We start from the raw sequence: 21,478 nt of genomic DNA on the forward strand, positions 1-21,478 counted from the left end.
CGATGAGCGCGCCGCGAGGCCCGGCCGGCAGCCAGGCGCCCATGGCGCGTGCGCTCCCGCGAGGCGCGCTCGGCCTCGGGCTGCGCCCGCCGCACTACGACGCGATCGAGCGGCTCCGGCCCCCGCTGGGCTTCTTCGAGATCATCGCGGAGAACTACCTCGGCGCGTCGCCGCTGCCCCGGGAGCGGCTCCGGCGCATCGCCGAGCGCACTCCGATCGTCGCCCACGGCGTCTCGCTGAACCTGCTCGGCGAAGCCCCCCTCGACCGGGATCACCTGTCCCGGCTCAAGGATCTGATCCAGGAGCTCCGGATCCCCTATTTCACGGATCACCTCTGCTGGACGGCGTTCGAGGGCGTGACGCACCACGACCTCCTGCCGGCGCCGTACGATCCGGAGCTGATCCCGTACGCCGCCGGCCGGGCGTTCGAGGTCCAGGAGGCCCTCGGCGTCCCGTTCGGCATCGAGAACCTGTCTTCCTACGTCGGGTGGGAGCGCGACACGATGCCTGAGTGGGAGTTCTATCGCCGCGTGATCGAGGAGTCCGGCTGCTGGTGCATGCTGGACATCAACAACGTCTTTGTCTCCAGCGAGAACCACGGGTTCAATCCGCGCGAGTACCTCGACGGCGTGCCCTGGCACCGGGTCTTGCAGGTCCACCTGGCCGGCCACCAGGTCTTGCCCTCGGGCCTGCGGCACGACACCCACGATCGTCCGGTGTGCGACGAGGTATGGTCTCTCTACGAGGAGGCGTGGCGCCGGGGCGGCCCTTTCCCGACGCTCCTCGAGTGGGACGCGGAGATCCCACCCTTGCACATCGCGCTCGCGGAGCTCGACAAAGCGCGGCAGGTGCGATCGCCATGAGCCCGAAAGGTGGAGATCCTCCGGGCTGGCTGCGGGAGCTCCAGCGCGACTTCACCGCCGTCCTCCGAGCGCCGCTCGACTCGAGCGCGGGCCGGTTCCGGGAGCGGCAGGAGCGGTATCCCGTGGGGCTCGTGGCGCAGGTGAAGGGCGGCCACGGGGGCCTCGCGCCGGCGGAGCGGCTCGCGATCTATCACCGCCAGTACTGGATGCGCCTGTTCACCGGCCTGCAGACGAGCTTCCCCCGCGTGTCGCGGGCGATCGGCTGCTGGCACTTCAATCACCTGGCCGCGCTGCACCTCGAGGCGTGCCCGCCCCGTCACATCGATATCGACAAGAGCGCGTGCGGGTTCGCCGAGCGGCTCCGCAGCGCGCTGCGCGGCCCTGACGGCGCGCGCCGCGGTCGCCAACCGGAGCGCCCGGCGCGCGGGCACGAGGACGCGTGGCGCCGGCGGATCGAGCTCTCCAGGGCGCCGCTCGCGATGGTCCGCCAGGCGCTGCGCATGGACGAGGCGGAGCGGCTCGCCTGCGAGTCGCCGTTCGAGGGCCTCTGGCGGCCGACGCCGGAGGAGCTCGCCACGCTGGCCGAGGCGCGGCTGCGCTTCGCGGTCTCCTTCACGCTGACCCGCGAGGACTGGGACCTCGCGCGCTTCTCGCGGCTCGCGGGCGGCGATCTGGACGAGGGCCCCCTGGACGCGAGGCGTCGCCACGCGTCAACCCGCGCGTGGGTCTTCGCCCGGAGCGCCGCCGGCACGACCACGACCTCGGTGGATCCGCTGTTCGCTCGCCTGCTCGAGCGCTGCCGGGAGCTGCCGTTCGGGCAGGCCCTTGCCGCCGTCGAGCAGGGCTGTACGGCGGCGGAAGCAGCGCAGCTGCGGGCCAATCTGCAGGGCTGGATCGCGCTCGCCCTCTCGAGCGGCTGGTGGACGGGCCTCGCCGGCGTCGGGACCGCTAGCCGCGGTCCGTCTTCTTCAGCTCGCCCTTGAACCGCCACTCCACCGCCGCCTTCACGCCCAGCGTGATCACCGACACGCCGGCGAGGAGGCTGGCGACGGCGAACGCGGGCACGACGCGGACCATGTTGGCGTAGTAGACGCGCTCCACGTGGAGCGGCAGCGTCACCTGATCGGACGAGCCCGACGAGACCACGTACACGGCGCCGAACTCGCCCATCGCCCTGGCGGTGCACAGGATGACGCCATACAGGAGGCCCCAGCGGATGTTGGGCAGCGTGACGCGCCAGAAGATCTGCCATCCGTTCGCGCCGAGGACGCGGGCGACCTGCTCCTCCTCGGTCCCCTGGGCCTGCATCAGCGGGATGAGCTCTCGCGCGACGAACGGGAACGTGATGAACACCGTGGCGAGCACGATGCCAGGAAGGGCGAAGATGACCCGGGTGGATACCTCGAGGCTCGTGAACCCGAGGCTCACCTCATAGGTCCTGTTCACGAACGCGCCGAAGAACCCGTTCGCCCCGAAGAGCAGGACGAAGCACAGGCCGGCGACCACCGGTGAGGTCGAGAACGGCAGATCGATCAGCGTGACGAGCAGGCTCTTGCCCCGGAACTCGAACTTGGCGACGGCCCACGCCGCCGCGACGCCGAAGAGCGTGTTGAGCGGCACCGCGATGGCCGTGGTGAAGAGCGTGAGCTTCACCGCGTGGAACGTCGCGCGGTCGAAGACCGCCTGTCCGTAGGCGCTCAGCCCCTCGCTGAAGGCGTGCCAGAACACCACCCCCAGCGGGAGGACGAGGAACACGCCGACGAGCGCCACGCACAGGCCGATCAGCAGCCGGCGCGCGCCGCCGCCCTCGGCGGAGACCGCCTTGCCTGCCCGGGAGCGCCACCTCTGCTACGTGCAGAGCAGAGCGGCGGTCATACATGCAGAGCAGAGCGGCGGTCACCCGCACAGGAGACGGGCCCAGATCGGCGTTTTCGGCGCGCAAGCGCACTCCGGTGCGCTGAGCACCGAAAACGCCGAGGTGGGCCCGTATCCGAAGCGGGTGACCGTCGCTCTAGGCGGCCGCGCTCCCGCGGCCGGATGCGCCGTTTCCCCCGTCGTTGAGCTTCGCTTCGTGCTTTGCGACCCACTTGCGGAGCCGCTGCGACAGAGGTGACCGTCCGTTTTCGTAGTTGGCGACCGAGCTGCGCGCGAGGCCGAGCTTTTCGCCGAGCTCGGCCTGCGAGAGCCCGAGCTTCTCGCGAAGCACCTTCAGCGTCGTCGAGCCCGCCGCCGCTTGCGCGCGCGCCGGCGCGCTCGGACGGGTGGGCGGCACGGCCTCGACCGCGCGCCCGGCCCGCTGCGTGCGCTCGACCGCCACCGGCTGCGACTCCGTGCGGGCGCCTTCCGGCGCGGTGCGCCGCGCGACGGGCGCTCGGACGCTGCTCGTGCTCCCCGCGAGCTTCTCGCCGCAAAACGGGCAGAAGTCGAACGCGAGGACCTTGCCCGCGTCGGTGCGGAACTCGACTCCCTGGATCGACGCGGGGATCCCTTGCGCGCGGCGCTCTTCGCTCGCCCACCCGTACACGAGCGTGAGCCCGCGCTCCTCTTGATTCACCGGTAGCCCGGTCTGACTCATCCGAAGGCAGACCGTCCTGCCGTCGCGCGTGCACTGTCGTCCGATCATGGGCATCGTCATCTCCTCTTTTCCGTGCGGGCGCAGGCGTACCCGGTCGAACTTTTGCGCAGTACTGCTCACCTGTCAAGGTGGACACACGCCAGGTCGAACTTTTGCGCGATACTGTTCATTTGTCAAGGCAGAACAACGGGAAGCCTGGGCGAGGAAGAGGCGATGATGTAGGGATCGTCCACGAGCTCGTCCTCGTCCTTTTGACTTGTTCACTTGTGTTCACTTGTCAGCTCCAGCGTGGAACCCGCGCGCGGAGTGTCCACGTGCCCTCGCGTTCCTGGGGGAGCTTGCAGCCGATGAGCCCCGTCAACGTTTACCACTGCCAGCGATGCATCGCGCCGCTGGAGGTCCCGCCGGGCAGCCGCACGATCGTGTGCCGTTACTGCGGAACACACAACGAGCTGCAGCGCCCAATCCCGTCCGTGGCCGCGCCTCGCCCCGCTGCGGCGCCGAGCCGTCGCCCCGCTGCGGCGCCGAGACGCACGTTGGCGGCGATCCTCCTCGGGGTCGCCATCGCGATCGCCATGATCGTGAGCATCGCCGTGCTGGCCCCGCGGGGCGCGCGGGTCCCCGAACCGTTCCGCGGCCCGCTCGAGCTGGAGTGGTCGAACGAGCGCAAATTCGTCGTCAAGTCCGACGAAGCGCTCCACGGCGACGTCGCCATCTTCGAGGGCACTTACCAGATCACCTTCCACGGCTTCCCGGAAGGCACCAGGTGGAAGGTCGGGGAGAAGAGCGGGCGCATCGAGAGCACTATCTATGACATCATCAAGCTCGACAATGTCGAGGGTCAGCTCGGAAGAGTCCCAGTCGCCAGGTACCGCGATACCCTGCTAGGACCCAAGGCGAAGCTCGAGATCGAGCTCCCCTCCGGACAGGCAGCTTCCATCGAGCTGCGCCAGGTCGACGCCGCCATGTCCGTCCTGTCGGTGCTCGATCGCGTCAAGAATGGGCCGGTCGTCTTCGAAGGCGAGCCGAAGCAGGAGAGCGATCTGAGCAGCGTGCTCCTCCTCGAGACGGCTTCCATGAAGCTCTTCGGCCAGGCGGTCCTTCTGCAAGACGTCGATCTGGTGGCCATCACGCGCCGGCTCCCGGAGATCAAGGGCCGAAAGACGTGCACCGGGTACAAGGACCGCGCGGGCGAGCCGCTCGCCGACCTGACGATCCGGTTCAAGGAGACCGAGGCCACCGTGCTCGATAGGCGGACCGGGGCCGTCGTGCAGAAGAAGGTCTTTCCGCCGGATGAAGAGTGCCCGATGTTCAGGTTGTCGATCGACGGCGATCGCGAGCGAGAGCAAGACAGCTACCCGCCGACGCGAGACATCGAGTCATGGCTGAGCTCCTTGGTCCAGCGTTAGCCGGCCGAGACGACGGGCCATGTACCGCGCCGGCGACGCGCCGAGCGCCTTGCGGAACATGGTGACGAAGCTGCTCGCGCTCTCGTAGCCGAGGTCGCTCGCGACGCTCTGCACGCTCGCTCCGCGCGAGAGCCGCTGGAGGGCCAGGACGATGTGGAGCTGCTGGCGCCAGCGACCGAAGCTGAGGCCGGTCTCCCGGACGAGCAGCCGGTTGAGGGTCCGTTCGCCGACGCCGATCCGGCGGGCCCACGTGCCCATCGTCGCGCCGTCGGCGGGGTTCTCCGCCATCGCATCGACCAGCTTTCGGAGGCGCTGGTCGGCCGGCATCGGCAGGCGATGTTTCTCGATCGTCGCCGCCGCCAGCTCGTCGAACAGGACGGCCACGAGCCGCGCATCCGGCCCGTCGAGGTCGTACAGCGCGGGGCGCGCCGCGAGACGGACGAGCAGCTCGCGAAAGAGCGGCGTGACCGAGACGGCGCAGCACTCGGCCGGCAGGCTCGGAGCCACGTCCGGCTCCATGAAGACGCCGTAGCCCTCGAGCGGCGCGCGCCCTCGTATCTTGTGGAGCACTCCGGCGGGGATCCACAGCGCCGAGCGCGGTGGGACGATCCACAGGGCGTTCGACCCCTCGCACGTGACCTCGCCGCGCTCGAGGAAGAACAGCTGTGACTCGCGGTGGCTGTGGAACTCGCTCTCCAGCCCGCCGGTGACCATGCTCAGGCCGACGGCGTTGGCGGGCCGGGCGAGCGTGCTTCGCCACTGGCCACGATCCTCGCGCGCGAAGCGACGCGAGAGCGACTCCATCGCCTCGGCCGCCGACGCGCGTGGCTCGTTCGCGATCTGGACGTCGCCGTGAAAGGTCCACCCGGGGGAGCCGATCGACGACGACGCGGGCGGGGCCGACGAGCCTTTCGTGGTGGAGCCGGCGGAGGGCGAGGCCGATCCCGACGCCGGCGATGCCGTTGATGACACGGGCGACGCGGGGCGCTTCCTTCGCTTCGAACCCATGGCCGGATTGCAAAATAAAATGTCCTCATTTCGGAATGCGGTCAAGTTCGCCGGCTGCGATGGTTCCTCTGCGCGCTCCGGCGGCCGTGCCGGAGCCCGGGAAACCGCTCTTCGGCGGGCAGGAAAGCAGAGGCTCTTCGATGCGGAAGGTGATGACCGCGCAGCAGATCGAGGCGATCGTCGGCGCCCCGATCCCGGCCGTGCGCATGAAGCAGATCGGCGCCCTGGACGAGGGATGTCGGCGTGTCCTCGCCAATGCTCCGGTCGCCGGCTTCGGTTTTCGTGACGAACAGGGAGGCTGGCGCAGCACCTTCGTCGGAGGCGCCCGCGGCTTTGCGCACGTGGAATCGCCGAAGCGCGTTCGGCTCGAGCTACCGGCGAGACACCCGACGCCGAAGTCCGGCAGCGGCGCCTCGTTCGTCTTCCTGGTGCCGGGGATCGGCGAGACCCTTCGGCTCAACGGCTCCGTGGCCGAGCGACGCGGCGGCCGGATCGTCGTCACCGTCGAAGAGGCCTTCGTGCACTGCGCGAGGAGCATCCTCCGATCCCGCCTCTGGGAGGGGCCGCGCGCTCGCGCCACGGCCGCTGTCGAGCCGCCATTGCCGCGTGATGGCGCGCGCCACGAAAGGGAAGGCGGACCCCTCGGCGATCCGAGCGTTGCTCGCTTCCTCGCATCGAGCCCCTTTGCCGTCCTCTCGTCGTGGGACGCTGCGGGCTCGGGCGATACGAGCCCGCGAGGAGATTTCCCGGGCTTCTTGCGGATCCTCGACCACGAGACGCTCGTCATCCCCGATCGCCGGGGAAACCGGCGGACCGATACGTTCCACAACGTCGTGACGTGCGACCAGGTCTCCCTCGCGGCCGTGGTTCCAGGGCGCGACGACGTTCTGCACGTCAGCGGCACGGCGTGCGTCACCGACGAGCCGGCGCTCCTGTCGACCATGGCGCTCGCGGGAAAGCCACCGCAGGCCGCGCTCGTCATCCGCGTGGAGCGCGCGGAGCTCCTGGCGAACGAGGCCCTGCAGCGGTCGAAGATCTGGCAACGCTCCGCCGACGTCGACGCGGGCGCCGTCCCCGATCTGATGGCGCTGGCGACTCAGCACCTTGCGCTCAACAAGGGCGGCGGCGCGAAGGCGACGATGATTCGCCTCCTCGGCAGCGGCGCCGGCGCTTTCCCGAGGCTCCTGCGCTGGCTCATCGATCTCGGTTACCGCAAGGGGCTGACGGACGAGGGCTACGACCGCGGCGCGACGAGGGCGGACGACCCGGACAACCAGCGCGAAGGTCGCCTGCGATGACGATCGGCTCGGACAGCGAAGCGACTCGGTTCAATCCACGCGGACCACGGCGACCTGCGCAATCTTGGCGGGGGGCTCGACGTCGACCGTGACGAAATGGCGCCCGATGCCGTCGAGCCGCTCGGGGATCGCGCCGCCGCCGCCCGAGATGTACGCGGGGATCCCCGCGTTCTCGAACGCATAGAACGAGTGGATGTGGCCGTAGAACGTGAGATCCACGCGCCCGTCCGCGAGCATCGTGAGGAGCTTGTTCGCCTCGGCGCGGCTCGCGAATGCGCCGTTGCGGGAGCCCACCGGGTCGAGGGGCGCGAGGTGCATCGTGACCACGTGCAGGAGATCCTGCCCCTCGGTGAGCCAGCCGTCGAGCCACCCGTAGGCGAGCGGATCGATCGTCGCGCTCGCCGAGTCGAGCATCGTGAACTGCACACCCCGGAACGCGAAGCGGTAATTCCCGCGGCCAAACCACTCGTGGTAGAGGTCGTCCCGCGTGCCGAGCTCGTGGTTGCCGAGCGTCGCATAGCAGGGAAAACGGAGCGTCTTCATCTCGCGCTGGAATCGCTCGAGCTGCTCGGGCGAGCCCCGCGACGTGAGATCGCCGCTGATGAGCGCGAAGCGGACGCCCTCCGCCTCGTTCATCCTCGCGTAGATGTCCTGAACGCGGTCGATGTCCTCCTGGACGTCGGCGAAGACCGCGAACCGCCACGGCTCGCGCCGCGCCTCGTCCGGCGGGCGCAGCGAGAGGGTCGCCTCGGCGCCGGGCGGCAGAGAGAGGCGGAAGGTGCGCTGGGTCGGAAACGGCGCCTCGACGAGCGCCACGGGCACGCGCTCGTCCCCGACGCGCGCCGAGAGCTCGGCGTCGGCGAGCATGTTCTCGATCGTGATCTTCCACGGTCCGCCCGCCTCGTCGGTGAGGCGGATCGAGAGCGCGGGCGCGCTCGCCCAGAGCGCGAGCTCGCCCGCGTCGAGGCGGCGGATCGCCGCGAGCCCCTCGTCCACGGCGACGCGCGCCTTTCCCCGCGAGGCCTTTCCCACCTCCAGGTCGCGGCGCGCGCGGCCCTCGGCCACGTCCAGGCAGGAGAGGGCGAGCGGCGCGGTGAGGGCGATGAGCGCGAGGAGAGCGTCTCTCAGGATCATGGCGAGTCTCCAGGGCGGAAGAGCAGCGCGAGGCGCCCGACGTACGCGGAGCCCGCCTTCACGTCGGCGAGCAGGCCCCACCGGGGTGAGGCATGGAGCCGGCCCTCCAGGCCGAAATGGCCCGGGACGCCGCTGCCGAGGCCAGGGAGCTTCGCGCCGCCGACAACCCCGTCGTGCCGGTGGTCGTAAACCACCTTGGCCTCGCCGCGCGGATACCCCGCGTGCCCGAGGTACGCGCCGAAGGCGAAGTGGGGAATCAAGAGCTCGTTCCCCTCGAGCGGGCGGCGGCCGTGGCGGTAGCCCTCGACCGCGATCCCCCAGCCCATCTCCGCGAACGAGCCCCGCAGCGTGCGCCCGAGGTGGGCGAGATCGAGCCGGCCCTTTAGGCTGACCTCGCCGGTGGTGATCGAGAAGTCGTCGGAGGTGTAGCGGTGATGGGTGAGCGCGCCCTCGATCTCGAGGAACGAGCCGTCCGCCGCGCGCGGGCCGTCCGCCGTGCCGGGGCCGATGAAGCGATGCGCGGCCTCGACGCGGAGGCGCGCATTGTCGTCGTTTAAGGCAAACCAGCCGGAGCCCGAGAGGCGGAGGGAGCTCAGGCGCAGATCCATGCCTGGCACGAGAAACGTGCGGTACGCGAACGTGGGGTCGTGGACGTAGGCGAATCCGAGCTGCGTCTCGACCCAGGGCAACGACGAAGGAGGGCTCCCGGTGCCGCCCTCCGGGGCGAGCACGCCATAGAGGTCCGCGAGAAGGGAGATCCCGAACAGGCCCACACCCGTCACGGTGGTGAGCACGATCGGCGCGACGACGCGCCGCGAGGCCCCTGAGGCCGCCGCGCCCGCGAGCCCGCCCACGGCGAGGCCGGCGCCCGCACCCTCGAGCGCCAGGAGGGTCCAGCCCGTGCCCGGCTCACCCAGGATCAGGTGCCCGGTGCCGTGTGCGATGACCCCGGGGAACACCGCGCCGGCCGCGGCGACGGCGCGGCGCCCGGCGGAGACATCCTTCGTCGGCGGCGCCGCGGTCGCTGGCGCGGCCATGGCCGGGGGGATTGGCGCGCCATCACCCGCCTCGACCTGGGCCGGCGCGACCACGAGGAAGAGCGCCAGGGTGAGGACGTGGCCTGTGGTGCGCGGGGGCCTCAGCATCGAGCTCTGCGTGGCGGGCGCCTACCGTGGCACGACCGTGCCGGCTTTGCACGCGTCGAGAGCATCCGACCCCGCCGCCCTCGACCATCGGTCCTGAAGAGCTCGCGGCGACCGAGGGCCCGCCGATCACGTCGAGATGACCTTCGTTCACGTCGCGCCGGAGTCGACGTGGCCGACCGGGCAGCTCCTCCAGCACACGGGGCCCGTGACGCTGTAGCCGGCGCCGCAGGTCGGATAGTGTTGTTCGGCAACCAAGGAGAAACCGCGAAGATGATCCGATCCTCACGCGCCGCGACGGCGGCCATGACAAGCCTGTTCCTGCTCCCGCTCGGAGCGTGCGTCACGGTGTCGGGGGCTCGGCCCCCCGCAGCGGCCACCGCCCCATCACCCGGCCCGGAGCCCGCGGACCCTGCGACGAGCCCCGCTCCATCCGCGACCGCGCCGGCGACAGCCGCGCCCGGCCCGGCGGCCCCCGCGGTGGTGGATCTCGATGCGCTCTACAGCGAGGCGATCTTCAAGTCCGCCGTCGTCACGCCCTCTGCCGCGCGCAAGCTCGTGCCGCTCAAGCCCGACGCGAACGGCACCTACACCGTGACCACCTGGGCCGGCTGCCGGGGCGACGGCGGACCGAACAAGTGCGGCGCCTACGTGGCGCAGCAGCCCGTGAACGTGAAGTGGGACGTGTGGGTCACGAGCAACGGCGAGCTCCAGAACAAGTGCAAGACGTGGACAGGGGATGTGGTGCTCCAGATCCACCAGGTCCTCGGCATGTCAGCCCCGCAGCCGCCGCTCCCCGCGGACACGACGGAGCGGCAGTTCGTCACGTTCTCGGGGGTGCCGGCCGCGAGCATCTTCCGCCCGTGCACGGACGCCCGCGTCGACACCGACTCCTGCAATGGGACGAAGCTGCCTGAAAAGCAGTCTGCGTCGGCTCCGGCCGATTACTACAGGTGGTTCACGAACCATGCGATGTCGTCGTGGCAAGTGCCGGAGAAGGGTCAGACGCCCACGGGCTTTCCCTGGACCAGGCTGGGCTATTCGTACAACTGGGCGCCGGGCGCGGACATCTACGGGGCGTCCGAGTACGTCGTCTCCGGCGGCGCGAAGGCGGTGAAGCTCACCGTCGCCGCCGTCCAGACGGCCAAAGATTTCTGCAAGCCCTGAGCAGCGGGCTATGCTTGCGGCCCCGGAGCCTCCTCGCTCTTCTTGTCGGGCACGAGATAGATGCCAGGCAAGCTTATCAGGGTCATGGCGAATTTCGTCGCCAGATTGATGGCGAAGATCTGCCGGATCACGTCGAACGGCAGCACAAAGGCAAAGGCACCGAAGCAAAACAGCAGGTTGTCGACCGGAACGCTGACCGCGTTGCTCGCGAGGACCGCGAGCCACTGGCGCCTGGGGCCCGCTTTTCTCAGATAGGCCTCGCGGACCCGATGGAAAACCTCGGTGTCCAGCAGTTCGCTCACGACCTCCGCGACGATGCTCGCGAACACGATTCGCCACACCGGGCTCAGGATCGCCGAGAACTGATCGCCGAGCCCCCAGGACGGGTCAGACGGCACCTGTGCGGCCCAAAGAAGGTAGAGGGCCATCAGGAGATTGGCCCCGCCGGCGCAAAGGATCAACGTCTGGGCGCCGCGCTTGCCGATGGTCTTGTGGACCATGTCCCGCAAGGTGAAGGTGAGGGGATAGATAAAGGTCCCCATATCCACGGCCAACGAGAAGACGACGCCGATCTTGAGGCTTGCGATCTGACTGATGAGCTGCGCCGCGATATAGAACGAGATGACGACGATGGCCGCCGGCCTGACGGCGCTCGTCAGATCTTGGCTCGCGCTCCTGGGCGACGATTCGGACATGAGGATCGCCTCATTTTCAAGGCAGTTTCGGGGACCGCCGCGGTCTTGAGCCCGGGAGGGTCGATCGCACGGCTCCGCGAGCCTAGATGGCCGCCGGCGGCGAGGACAAAGAATCAACGACGACCCCGCGAGGCTCGCTGCGTGGCGCACCCCTTTCCGGGCTCTCGCGGCCACGGTCGGCAGGCGCGGGGGCCAGCAGGATCGACCTTGCAGACGCGACGAATTCCTGCGCGTTCGTCGCCGATCCTGGTATGCTCGCGAGCGTGGCCGATCTGGCGATCGATATCTTCATCTCCTATGCGCACGCGGACGAGGCGCTGAGGTGTCGCCTCGATAGCCATCTAGGCCCGCTCGTCCGACAGGGGCTCATCCGTCCCTGGCACAGAGGACTGACCGGGGCCGACGAGGAACGGAGCGCTGCGGCCGCCACCCGGCTCGCGCAGGCCCGTATCATCTTGCTGCTGGTAAGCGCCGATTTCCTGGCCGACGACGAGTGCGGCGCCGACGTCGAGCAGGCGCGTCGGCGGCTGCTGACCAGCGACGGCGCGCGGGTGATTCCGATCATCTTGCGCCCGTGCGACTGGAGCGCTGCGGCGTTCGCGTTCCTGACGCCCCTCCCCGCGGGCGGCGAGCCGCTGGCAAGCTCTCCTAACCCCGAGATCGCCTGGGCCGACGTTGCAGCGCGCATCGAGCAAGCCGTCGTCGCGGCGCGCCTCACGCAGCCGAGCGTCACCCCGGAACAGCCGCGCCGCGCGAGCGCCGCAGGACAAGTTCGGGTAAGCGGTGTTGTCCTGCGGAGCATGGATCGGACGCTCATCGACGAGCGCGGCAGGAGCGCACGCGACCTGGTCGTGGCGCAGATGCCCGAACACTGCCGCGACGACCTCCGCCATGAGTCGCTCGATTTGCTCGCGAGATACGATCTCGAGACGCTCACGACCTACATGGATCTCGCCACGTCGCTGGTCCTGGGGGATCCCAAGCGCTGGCGTGACTTCGGTCGACTGGCGGTCAGCGGCGACCTGCACCAGTTCGTGCGCCCAGTTTACGCGGTGCCGACGGTGAGCGTCGTGCCCGTCCTGCACCATACGACCAGCATCTTGTCGTGCCTCTTTACGTCCGGATCTTGGCGTGTTGACACCGGATTTGCCTGGAAGGTGGTGCTGACCATCGGAGATCTCGGGCCCCCTTCGGTGCTGCTTCGTTTGTGGATTGTAGGGGTCATGGAGGAGATCGTGCGACGCGCTATGTCGAGCGACGTCAACTGGGCTATTACGCACGGCGAGTCGAGCGATACCCCCGAGCTTACCTGTGAAATCAGCTTGTGAGGGGATGAGGGACTCAAGGATGAATGCTTGTCGCAACGCGCGCGTCGTTTCGCGAGGCTGTCGCCGGCCCCCTCTCCTCTCCCCTACCCCAGCAGCGACGCCGCCACCCTCGGCGCCTCCCGCGCGGAGCACCCCATCCAGCCCGAGAGCCGCTCCGCCGGCTCGCCGCTCGCGAGCGCCCGGAGCACCCGCTCCGCCACGTCCGCGCGGAGCGCCCGCGTCCCGAACACCGGGTAGCCGATCGCCGCGTAGGCCTTAGGATCCACGCCCCGCGCGACCGCCATCGACACCGCGCCGGGCGCCGGGCACGCGGGCACCCGGCCGCGGTCGAACCAGGCGGCGCACAGCGCGAGGCGGCGCTCGAGCGCGCCGCGCCGGAGCAGCGGCTGCACGTAGAGCACGCGCTCGCCGACCTCGATGCCTCGCGCCGCGAGCAGCGCCCGGTCCTCCGGCGCGAGCTCCGCGACCTGCTCCTCCGCGTCGCGCGCCGCCGCCGTCCCGAGCCCCTGCTCCAGCTGGTAGACGATCCCCCGCGCCGCGCCCGGGAGCGCCCGCACCTCGGGCGAGCGCAGCGGCGCGAGCAGCGCCTCGACGAGATCGCGCGCGAACGCCACGAGCCGCCGGAGCACGCGCGACCGCGCCCCCGCGCCGAGGTCCTCGAGCGCGGCGAGCCGCACGTCCGGCAGGAGCAGCGTCGGGCCGCGCGCGAGCTGCCCGAGCAGCCGCTCGCCGTCGAAGATCCGCCCGCCCACGTCGACCGAGAACCGCTCGTGCGGCGCCCCGACGAGCGCCTCGACCCAGCGCGCCCAGTCGTCCTCGGGCGCGGGCGCCGCGGGCCCCGGCGCGAGCCGGGCCCGGAGCGCCGCGATCGGCGCGAACGGGTGCCCCTCCGGCACCACCGGCGGCTCGGCCTCCGCGCGCCGCTGCGTCGAGGGCGCGCCCGGCGACGACCGCGCGCCCGACGCCGCCCGCGCGCCCGACGCCGCCCGCGCGCCCGACGCCGCCCGCAAGCGGCGCGCCGCGCCGCCGCCCCGCTCGACGAAGCGCTGCACAAGCCGCTCGTGGAGCGCGTCGCTCAGGCGATCCTCGATCGCCCGCGTGCGCTCCTGCCACGCCGCCGCGTCGCGGACCCAGCGCGGGTGGTTCGAGATGTACGTCCACGTCCTGATCGACGCGATCCGCGTGATCAGCGTGTCGATGTCGCCGGCCACCTCGTCGATCTCGGCCACCCGGGCGGCCATCCAGCCAGCGTCGAGCGCCGCGCTCGGGCCCGAGAGCTGCCCGTAGATCTCGGCGAGGAGCGCGACGTGCGACTCGAACAGGAGCTTGCGGAAGTCGGGGATGCGGCAGACCTCCCAGAGGAGCCCCACCGCCTCTTCACCCCGCGCGCGCGCTCGCACCTCCGGGTCCCCGGCGAGCCTCGCCAGCGCGGCCGTGTCCTCCGCGTCGTCGACGAGCCTCAGCGAGCGGGCGCGCGGCCGCGCCCGGAGCGACGCGAGGAGCGCGTCGATCGAGCTCATGTCGAGCTCGCTGCTCCGCCAGAGCAGCCGCCGCACCGGGGGGAACCGGTGCGCCTCGATCGCGGCGGCCACGCCGTCGGGGAGCGAGAGCGGCGCGACGGTGCCGAAGGTCCCGTCCGCGAGGTGCCGGCCCGCGCGGCCGGCGATCTGCGCGAGCTCGGCGGGGTCGAGGTCGCGCACGGCGCGCCCGTCGAACTTGCGGAGCGCCGCGAACGCGACGTGGCGCACGTCGAGGTTGAGGCCCATGCCGATCGCGTCGGTGGCGACGAGGTAGTCGACCTCGCCCGACTGGAAGAGGGCGACCTGCGCGTTGCGGGTGCGCGGCGAGAGCGCGCCGAGCACCACGGCCGCGCCGCCCCGCTGCGCGCGCAGCCGCTCGGCGATCTCGTAGACCTGCGGGGTCGAGAACGCGACGACGGCGCTGCGCGGCGGCAGGCGCGAGAGCTTGCCGGCGCCGGCGCTCGCGAGCCGCGAGAGGCGCGGGTGCTGGACGATGCTGGCGGTCGGCACGAGCTCGGCCACGAGCGGCCGCATCGTGTCGGCGCCGAGGAACCAGGTCTCGCGCCGGCCGCGCGAGAGGAGCAGGCGCTCGGTGAACACGTGGCCGCGCTGGTCGTGCGCGGCGAGCTGGATCTCGTCGATGGCCAGGAAGTCGACCTCCAGATCGACCGGCATCGCCTCGACGGTGCACACCCAGTAGTCCGGCCGCCTGGGGACGCGCTTCTCCTCGCCGGTCACGAGCGCGACGCGGGCCTCGCCGACCCGGGTGCTCACCCGATCGTAGACCTCGCGCGCGAGCAGGCGCAGCGGCAGGCCGATCATGCCCGAGTCGTGCGAGAGCATGCGCTCGATGGCGCGGTGGGTCTTGCCGGTGTTGGTCGGGCCCAGGACGGCGGTGATGGGGGAAGCGTCGACCATGGCGCACGCAGCTTAGTACCGGACGCCGCAGCTACGCCCCCGCGCGACGCGCCGAGGGCGTGCGCCTCGGGTCCTTGCGGCCAGGCGGGCTCGTCCTCGGGCTCGCCGAGCCTGATGGCGCGGGCTATCGTGTCAGCGCGCCGTCGGGTCCGCGAGCCAGGCGGCGAGCGCCTCGGGCGGGAGTGCCAGCTTGGCATCGTCGAGGCGATCGGCACCGATGCGCTCGAACCGCTCAGCCAACACGGAGTGCTCCACCTCGGTCAGCGGTCGGCCCAGCTTCTTCTCGAACTGCATCGCCAGCACCCGAAGCTGTCCCTCCTTGATGCCCTCCTTGATGCCCTCCTTGATGCCCTCCTTGATGCCCTCCTTGATGCCCTCCTTGCGCCCCTCTTGGAGGGCCTCCTTCCGCGCCTCGTCGCGGAGCGACTGCTTGAGCTGCTCGAACCACTGCTGAACTTCTGTCACGATCTCCTCCTCTTCCGCGTCTTCCGTCGTGCGCGCCGAGGGCTCGGCCGGGACCTCGAAGCGCAATCGTACCAGCCAAGGCAAGGCAATGCTCCTCTCCCAGGCGTCGTCGGGCAGGGCGATGAGCTCACGGATGGCATCGCGGAGCACGGCGCGTGCGCCGAGCAGGCGCAGGAGCAGGGTGTCTCGGACGCGCGGCAGCTCGGCGATGGCAACGAGGTCGATCTGCCATCCCGGCGCGGCCCGGTAGAGGCCGGGGCGCCCGGGCACCGGGTCGAAGCCGAACGCGTCGAGCACGGTGGCGGGCCGGCCGCTGCTGAGGACGCACAGCCGCGGGAAGGGCACGGCGCCGCCAGCGCGGCGCTCGAGCTCGTGGTGCCAGTGGAGCTGCTTGCGGACGCAGCCGCGCAGCTCGGCCGGACCGGGGGTGTCGTGGAAGAGCTCGAACTGGCAGGGCTCCGCCGCGAGCTCGCCGAGCAGGCCGAGCTCTGCGCGCAACGCGGCGCGGGCGGGATCGGGCACGTACCAGATGTCCATGGTCTGGGAAGTTGAGATGACCTCGACCTGAGTGTCGGCGCCGCCGGTGAGAGCGAGGGTCTCGCGTAAGACGTTCTTGCCGAACGCGTCGTATCTGATGCGCATCGGTGCGGTGACGAGAATGGGATTTACCGAACGTGCCAGCAAGCCAATTTTCGCGCAGGGCATGCTGTTTTTGCGAAGCGATGGAGAGCGTCATCGCGTATGGGGAGGAGGAGAATCGGGTTGTTACATGCGCCGCGTCGATGTCATTCAGAAATCGCGTCTTCAGCGCTGTACCGCCACGGCACTGGGGGGGCACGAATCGATGGACACGAGAGTGGTAGTTCGTCGGGCGGAGGTTCGGGGCGCGCGTGCGCGTACCGGGGGAGAGCGCGAAGGACGCGGCGGCCGAAGGCGTGGGCCTCAACGCTGGGGATCGAGCTCCTGCGCACGCAGCGCGCTGGCCCGTGTCACGGACGAGCGCGGCAGCTCGCCCTTATCTCTGGACTGCATCGGCGTCGGCGATCGGCGGGTGCCGAACGCCTGAACAGTCGGAAAATTTCACCATCATTGCATGCACGGAGCGAAGCCTGGGTCACCTGGGCGAGAGCAGCTCCTCCCTCTTCAGCGACATCGACCCCTCGCCTCGAGGTCGCGGAGCGCCCATGGGGTCGGGCGAAAAGCCTGCCGATGCGGGGGAGGAGAAGATGCGACAGCAGCCCGCTCGCGCTCGGCCTTCGTCGCGTCGCCGCGCCCGTGGCATGATGGGGCGAGATGCCGGCCGCTGTAAGGAGCACGACATGGGGCCCGGCCTCTGCTAGACCGCGGAGGCCCGAACGGAACGACGCTGGGACGCGGAAGGCTCGATCGCATGCTGTCGCTTGAGGCGGGGAGCGTCGTCGGTGGGAAGTATCGCCTGGAGCGGCCGCTGGCGGGCGGCGCCATGGGCTTTCTCTGGGTGGCCCGGCACCTCCAGCTCGACGTCGAGGTCGCGCTCAAGTTCATGATGCCGCAGCACGCCGACTCCCCCGTCGCGCGCGCGCGGTTCGAGCGGGAGGCGAAGGCCTCGGCCCAGCTCCGGACCCCCCACGTGGTCCACGTCTACGACTACGGCCTCGAGGGCGACACGCCCTACCTCGCGATGGAGCTGCTCGAGGGAGAGGACCTCGCGGCGTACCTCGCGCGCCACGGGCGCCTCGAGCCGGAGGAGCTGCTCGGCATCGTGAGCCAGGTGTCCAAGGCGCTCCGCCGCGCGCACGAGGTGGGGCTCATCCACCGCGACCTCAAGCCGGCGAACATCTTCCTCGCGCGGCAGGGCGAGGAGATCGTCAAGATCCTCGACTTCGGGGTCGCCAAGGCGATCGGCACCGGGCTGGCCGCCGACGCGACGAAGACCGGCACGCTCATCGGCTCGCCGCACTACATGAGCCCCGAGCAGGTGCGCCGGAGCAAGACGATCGACTTCCGCAGCGATCTCTGGTCGCTCGGCGTGATCATCTTCCAGTGCCTCACGGGCCAGCTGCCCTTCCCCGGCGAAGAGCTCGGCGACGTGCTCGTGGAGATCTGCACGGGCGACATTCCGGTCGCCTCGCAGCTCGCGCCTGCGCTGTGGCCCGAGCTGGATCGTTTCCTGGAGCGCGCGCTCAAGCGCGAGCCCGCGGAGCGGTTCCAGAGCGCGAGCGAGCTCGCCCGCGCGTTCGCCGCGGCGGTGCAGCGCACGGCGGTGCCGGACTCGCGCGACTCGCTGGACTCGACCGAGGCGCTGGCTCACGGCGGCGCGCCGGCTCTCGGCGCCGCGCCGGCTCTCGGCATCGCGCAGGCTCTCGGCATCCCGCCGGCTCACGGCGTCGCGCCGGTCCTCGGGGGTGGCACCGTGGCCCTGGACGACGCGGTGACCGCCGGCGGCACGCTGGCGGCGGGCGGGACGGTCGTGGCGGACCCCACGCAGGTCGCGGGAGGCATGGGGGGCCCGGGAGACACGCTGGCCGCGGGCGGCACGCTGACCGCCAGCGGCACGCTGGAGGCCGTGGGAGGCGCGCTGTCCCCGCCCGTGGATGGTCGCGCCCCGTCGCGGGCGAAGCTCGCCGTGGCTGCCGGCGTGCTCGTGGTCGGCCTGGGGATCGCCGCCGTCGTCCTGCTTCGCTCGCCTGCTCCCGAGGTCACCGCGGCCCCTGCGGCGACGTCATCGCCCCACGCTCCAAAGTCCGCCGCACCGCCGACACGGGTGGAGGAGGTGCCTTCCCCGCCTCCGCCGGACGCGAGCGCCGTCCCCGCCACGCCGGCATCGTCGGCCTCGACCAGCGCTGCCTCCGCCTCGGCGCCCCCCCCATCGGCCGCCCCCCAACCCGGCGCCGCAAAGGCCACGGCAAGGCCTGCGCGCCCGCAGGCGCCTCCCCCGGCCAGGCGGCCCTCTCAGGGGGCGCCCTCCAGCAAGGGCGCTTCCGAGAAGGATCCGACCTTCGGCTTCTAGTGTCCCGTCCCTGAAGAGCGCGAACTAGAACCGTCGATGAACTTGACCGTCTCGTCGAGCGGCGCCCGGCCCGTACGGGTGTAACCGACCGTGGGGTCCTCGTAGCCGATCGACATGCCGCAGAAGAGGATGAGCCCGTCCGGGGGTGACAGGACCTGCGCGACGGTCTTGCGAACCTGCGACCACGCCATCTGCGGGCAACTGTGCAGCGCTTCGGCGCGCAGCAGCAGCATGACGGTCTGCAGATACATCCCGGTGTCGGCCCATTGGGCCGGGCCCACGTCACGGTCGATGTAGCAGAACAGGGCGGCGGGCGCGCCGAAACAGTCCCAGTTGGCGATCGCGGCCCTCTGCCGCGCCTCCCAGTCCTCGCGAGCAATGCCGAGCGAGGCGTAGCGCTCCCTGCCGAAGGCGGATCGGCGCTCTCTGTACGGGGACTTCAGTCCCGGCGGGTACATTTCGTACTCCCGCTCGTCCCAGGGGTCGCCTGCAGCCACGCGCGCCACGGCGAGCCTCTTGAGCTCAGCCAGCGGCGCGCCGGTCACCACGTAGATGTTCCACGGCTGGAGGTTCGATCCGGATGGCGACCAAGCCGCTGCGGATAACACGCGCTCCAGCACCTCCCTCGAGACGGGCTGGTCGGTGAATCCGCGCACCGCCCGTCGGCTTCTGACTGCCTCATAGACGTCCATGATCGCCTGCCTCTCCCGATCTGCTCATTGAAATTACAATCCTATTCGACGATTTGGCCAGGATCGAATCGCCGCGCGGCGGAGCGGAACCGACTCGGACGGAGAGTGAAAGCAAATGGGTTCCGGAAGGCAAGGGGCATCTCATCTCACATCGCAGTGGGCAGAACATGCCATCCACCATCCCGGGCAAGTCGTCGAACAGGTTCGTGATTCATTGACATGGCGCACCACTGGACATCGTGCACCGCCAGCGGGTCCTCACGCTCGAATGGCACCAGGGTGAGCCGAAGCAACTGGCGCGCGGCCGGGCCGCGGACCCGCGGTTTGGCCGCACCCGCCGAGAGGCGCCCGCCGTGTCGACATCACCCGCCCTGGCGGGCGTGTCCGCCCAGACCTCGGCGGTGCGGCGACTCCCCCCTCCCGCTGGCCGATCACCTGGAGGACATCCACGTGCCGCTCTTCTACCTCGGCGCCGCCGGCCGCTTCGGCGATCACGGCCTTTACACCACCACGCTCATCGCCTCCACGAACGTCACCGCTCATGTCGTCAGGCGCCTCACGCCCGCGCGCGAGGACGAGGACTTCGGGCACGGCGACCGGCTCTACGCCGCGGACGCCGTCGACCAGGTCTGGGCGCCGCTCGCCCGGTGGCTCCTCCACCACTGAAGCCCCGCGGGGAGCGCGCCGGGTCCTCCGAACCGGTGCGCTCCGGGCTGCACGACGAGCGAGTTACCCCGGGCTCGACACGTCCGGCGATGGTTGGGGGCGGCGCTTCCAGCCCCTCGAAACTCCAGTTCCCTGGTTTCTTGGCGCCCTTGGCGTCATGGCCGTTCGCTTCCCCCTCCGACTTCCCTCAGCAGTGCTAATGCCCGGACGACATGGCCGGCGCGTGCTCGACCAGGCACCCCGGCATATCGGACATCGGCCCGCGCCTGGGCCGCGAGGCGCCCCGGCATATCGGACATCGGCCCGCGCCTGGGCGGCGAGGCGCCCCGGCATATCGGACATCGGCCCGCGCCTGGGCGGCGGGTAGTGGTCGCGTTTGCCTGAAACGCGACCACCCCGCTCCAACTGCGACCACCTCGTCGTAAGCGCTTCGCTCCCCCTCCGCCGGCAGTGCGTACATCAAGCCCCAGGCGCGTAGGTGGCCACCTCACCCGCACCGACGGCGATGGCACTCGCCCGCGCCGACTGTTCCTTCGACTTGCGCTTCGCGCGGTACTGCACCTCGTCCGCGCGCTCGAGGAGCGCCTTGGCTTCCTCGGCCGGGTTCGCCGTGCTCACGCTCCCGCACGAGGCAGTGAGCGTCACATCGGCCCCTGCCCCGAGCCGCAGTACCTCCTTGCCGAGTTGCCGCACGAACCCGCCGAGGAGCTTGCTAGCTCGCTCATCGGTGGTGCTCGGCAAGGTGACCACGACCTCGTCGCCTCCGTTGCGGTACGCTTCGCCGTGCTGCCCAAGCGTTGACATCGCGGCCTGAAAGAACGCCCGGATCGCCTCATCGCCCGCGGCGTGCCCGTGCGTGTCGTTGATCGCCTTCAGCCCGTTCATGTCGAGGAACGCGACCGACAGTGGTGCCTCGTTGCTCGCTGACAGGAGCGCGATGGCGAGGTCTGTCTCAAGGTGACGCTTTGCCCAAAGCAGGCCAGTTTCGTCGCGATCGCGCCCGGTCCGGAGCTGCTGCTCAAGCTCGGACAGGCGCACGCGCCCCTTGTGGCTGATGGTCAGCGAAACAGGCCTCCCAGCGAGAAGCTCGCCAAAAAGAATTGTGATATGAGCGCGCTTTGCGCCTTCTGCTATCGAAAAATAGTCGGACGCGGCGCGCGATGCCTGCTCAAGCCCGTCGTTCAGATAGCCGCCCTCAAACAGCGATACGATCATCTGCTGTTCGGGCGTCCCCGCATATCGCTCCTTATATATTAGCGACCCCTCGCGATCCAGCCGCGCGAGGAACTGCATCTCTCGAAGACGTGCGTCGACCCGACCCATGGGGACGATGTTAGCACGAACTGAGGCGTGCTACGTCGGGCCTGCATTTCGCCGGTGCCCGCCAAGGCTCCCAGCCGCCCCGAGAACGGGCTGCGTCACGCTGCGCGTCGCTCCACTTGACCGACTCGAAAGCCCTACGTTTGCCGCTGGATCCAGCACTGCGGCTATGACAGCGCATGTCCTAGCCTCGCAGAAAAGCCGGGAAACATAGGCTTGCGATGCTATTCTAGGCTCTGAGCTAGGCGCCTCCCTCCGGCTGGTACCCGGAAGGAGGCTGCGGAACGCC

Annotated in this window: 18 protein-coding genes; 8 read left to right on the forward strand and 10 right to left on the reverse strand. The window is 70.4% G+C overall.

What is annotated here, in order from left to right; genetic code table 11:
* The first annotated feature begins 2 nt into the window (after positions 1-2).
* Complete coding sequence (locus tag WME82_RS41400) at positions 3-863, forward strand: DUF692 domain-containing protein (RefSeq protein ID WP_437853784.1); 861 nt, start codon at positions 3-5, stop codon at positions 861-863.
* Positions 860-1,846, forward strand: a complete 987-nt coding sequence (locus WME82_RS41405; RefSeq protein WP_438039807.1) for an HvfC/BufC N-terminal domain-containing protein — start codon at positions 860-862, stop codon at positions 1,844-1,846. The genes WME82_RS41400 and WME82_RS41405 overlap by 4 nt, the downstream gene beginning before the upstream one ends.
* Here the strand turns inward: WME82_RS41405 and cysW are convergent.
* Both cysW and WME82_RS41415 read right to left on the reverse strand, forming a co-directional pair.
* A complete protein-coding gene (gene cysW, locus WME82_RS41410; protein ID WP_438044978.1) occupies positions 1,812-2,651 on the reverse strand; it encodes a sulfate ABC transporter permease subunit CysW in 840 nt (279 codons plus the stop codon). The genes WME82_RS41405 and cysW overlap by 35 nt on opposite strands.
* A gap of 223 nt (positions 2,652-2,874) precedes the next feature.
* Complete coding sequence (locus WME82_RS41415; protein WP_438039808.1) at positions 2,875-3,486, reverse strand: helix-turn-helix domain-containing protein; 612 nt, start codon at positions 3,484-3,486, stop codon at positions 2,875-2,877.
* Positions 3,487-3,785: 299 nt separating this feature from the next.
* On the opposite strand from WME82_RS41415, the gene WME82_RS41420 reads away from it, so the two are divergent.
* A complete protein-coding gene (locus WME82_RS41420; RefSeq protein WP_438039809.1) occupies positions 3,786-4,847 on the forward strand; it encodes a hypothetical protein in 1,062 nt (353 codons plus the stop codon).
* Here WME82_RS41420 and WME82_RS41425 read toward each other — a convergent pair.
* Positions 4,818-5,651 (reverse strand): AraC family transcriptional regulator, encoded by an 834-nt coding sequence (locus WME82_RS41425; protein ID WP_438044979.1) that lies wholly within the window; start codon positions 5,649-5,651, stop codon positions 4,818-4,820. The two genes, WME82_RS41420 and WME82_RS41425, sit on opposite strands and share 30 nt — an antisense overlap.
* 344 nt (positions 5,652-5,995) lie before the next feature.
* On the opposite strand from WME82_RS41425, the gene WME82_RS41430 reads away from it, so the two are divergent.
* Positions 5,996-7,153, forward strand: a complete 1,158-nt coding sequence (locus WME82_RS41430; RefSeq protein ID WP_438039810.1) for a pyridoxamine 5'-phosphate oxidase family protein — start codon at positions 5,996-5,998, stop codon at positions 7,151-7,153.
* Positions 7,154-7,183: 30 nt separating this feature from the next.
* Here the strand turns inward: WME82_RS41430 and WME82_RS41435 are convergent, their stop codons facing one another.
* Both WME82_RS41435 and WME82_RS41440 read right to left on the reverse strand, forming a co-directional pair.
* The gene (locus WME82_RS41435; protein ID WP_438039811.1) at positions 7,184-8,287 is read right to left on the reverse strand and encodes a metallophosphoesterase family protein; all 1,104 of its coding nucleotides are present in this window, start codon (positions 8,285-8,287) and stop codon (positions 7,184-7,186) included.
* A complete protein-coding gene (locus tag WME82_RS41440; protein ID WP_438039812.1) occupies positions 8,284-9,432 on the reverse strand; it encodes a hypothetical protein in 1,149 nt (382 codons plus the stop codon). Before WME82_RS41440 ends, WME82_RS41435 begins: the two co-directional genes overlap by 4 nt.
* Positions 9,433-9,702: 270 nt before the next feature.
* Here WME82_RS41440 and WME82_RS41445 point away from each other — a divergent pair, with 270 nt between their 5' ends.
* Entirely contained in the window at positions 9,703-10,596 is an 894-nt protein-coding gene (locus tag WME82_RS41445; RefSeq protein WP_438039813.1) for a hypothetical protein, read from the forward strand.
* Positions 10,597-10,604: 8 nt separating this feature from the next.
* On the opposite strand, the gene WME82_RS41450 is transcribed toward WME82_RS41445, so the two are convergent.
* Positions 10,605-11,291 carry a queuosine precursor transporter gene (locus WME82_RS41450; RefSeq protein WP_438039814.1) on the reverse strand — a complete coding sequence of 229 codons (687 nt, stop codon included), beginning with the start codon at positions 11,289-11,291 and terminating at the stop codon, positions 10,605-10,607.
* Between the two features lie 251 nt (positions 11,292-11,542).
* Here WME82_RS41450 and WME82_RS41455 point away from each other — a divergent pair, with 251 nt between their 5' ends.
* Entirely contained in the window at positions 11,543-12,619 is a 1,077-nt protein-coding gene (locus WME82_RS41455) for a TIR domain-containing protein (RefSeq protein WP_438039815.1), read from the forward strand.
* 83 nt (positions 12,620-12,702) lie between these two features.
* Here the strand turns inward: WME82_RS41455 and WME82_RS41460 are convergent, their stop codons facing one another.
* Both WME82_RS41460 and WME82_RS41465 read right to left on the reverse strand, forming a co-directional pair.
* Positions 12,703-15,057 (reverse strand): helicase-related protein, encoded by a 2,355-nt coding sequence (locus tag WME82_RS41460; protein WP_438039816.1) that lies wholly within the window; start codon positions 15,055-15,057, stop codon positions 12,703-12,705.
* A gap of 132 nt (positions 15,058-15,189) precedes the next feature.
* On the reverse strand, positions 15,190-16,164 hold the full coding sequence (locus tag WME82_RS41465) for a hypothetical protein (protein WP_438039817.1): 975 nt from the start codon (positions 16,162-16,164) through the stop codon (positions 15,190-15,192).
* A 748-nt stretch (positions 16,165-16,912) separates the two neighbouring features.
* On the opposite strand from WME82_RS41465, the gene WME82_RS41470 reads away from it, so the two are divergent.
* Positions 16,913-18,511 (forward strand): protein kinase domain-containing protein, encoded by a 1,599-nt coding sequence (locus tag WME82_RS41470; RefSeq protein ID WP_438039818.1) that lies wholly within the window; start codon positions 16,913-16,915, stop codon positions 18,509-18,511.
* Here the strand turns inward: WME82_RS41470 and WME82_RS41475 are convergent.
* Positions 18,508-19,203 carry a nitroreductase family protein gene (locus tag WME82_RS41475; RefSeq protein ID WP_438039819.1) on the reverse strand — a complete coding sequence of 232 codons (696 nt, stop codon included), beginning with the start codon at positions 19,201-19,203 and terminating at the stop codon, positions 18,508-18,510. The two genes, WME82_RS41470 and WME82_RS41475, sit on opposite strands and share 4 nt — an antisense overlap.
* Before the next feature lie 450 nt (positions 19,204-19,653).
* On the opposite strand from WME82_RS41475, the gene WME82_RS41480 reads away from it, so the two are divergent.
* Complete coding sequence (locus WME82_RS41480; protein WP_438039820.1) at positions 19,654-19,869, forward strand: hypothetical protein; 216 nt, start codon at positions 19,654-19,656, stop codon at positions 19,867-19,869.
* Between the two features lie 459 nt (positions 19,870-20,328).
* Here the strand turns inward: WME82_RS41480 and WME82_RS41485 are convergent, their stop codons facing one another.
* Positions 20,329-21,192, reverse strand: coding sequence for a GGDEF domain-containing protein (locus WME82_RS41485; RefSeq protein WP_438039821.1), 864 nt, complete (start codon positions 21,190-21,192; stop codon positions 20,329-20,331).
* Positions 21,193-21,478 lie beyond the last annotated feature (286 nt).

The organism is Sorangium sp. So ce128, from assembly GCF_051525245.1.
Classification (GTDB): Bacteria; Myxococcota_A; Polyangia; order Polyangiales; family Polyangiaceae; genus Sorangium; species Sorangium cellulosum_B.